The 500-nt window shown below is 70.2% G+C and carries 1 protein-coding gene; it reads left to right on the top strand.

The features are described 5' to 3' along the window. Positions 1–493 (top strand): ATP-binding cassette domain-containing protein (locus JMF90_RS39940; RefSeq protein ID WP_201326641.1); only part of this gene is annotated, 493 nt, incomplete at its 5' end. Positions 494–500 lie beyond the last annotated feature (7 nt).

Here is a 500-nt window from a genome sequence, read left to right as displayed (position 1 = left end):
ACTCGCGATGGCGGCTTCGTCCGCGCACCACGGCATCGCCGCCGCCCTCTGGCGCGGCCGGGCGACGCGCGCGCTCGATGCCGATACCCGTACGCGCGCCGCCGCGCTGCTGGACGAGCTGAAACTGTCGGGCGTCGCGCACCTTTCCGCCGCGTCGATCTCCGGCGGCCAGAAGAAGCTGCTGGGCATCGCGTGCGCGATGATGACCGAGCCCAAGCTGCTGCTGCTCGACGAGCCGACCGCCGGCGTGCACCCGAACCTGCGCGGCGAATTGATCGACGCGCTGCAACGGATTCGCGAACAGGGCGTCACGCTGGTCGTCATCGAGCACGACATGCATTTCATCCGCGAGCTGTGCGACCGCTGTGTCGTGCTGGACCGCGGCGTGACGATCGCGAACTGCCGCCCGGCCGAGCTGGAGCGCAACCGTCGCGTACTCGATGCGTATCTCGGGCGCGCCCATGCCGCCCCTCGCCCGCTGGAGGCGTCATGATCGACGT

Source organism: Burkholderia sp. E168m23, from assembly GCF_016586125.1.
Taxonomy (GTDB): Bacteria; Pseudomonadota; Gammaproteobacteria; order Burkholderiales; family Burkholderiaceae; genus Burkholderia; species Burkholderia orbicola.
Note: the sequence above shows the minus strand (reverse complement) of the source record. Positions and strands in the feature narration are given on the sequence as shown.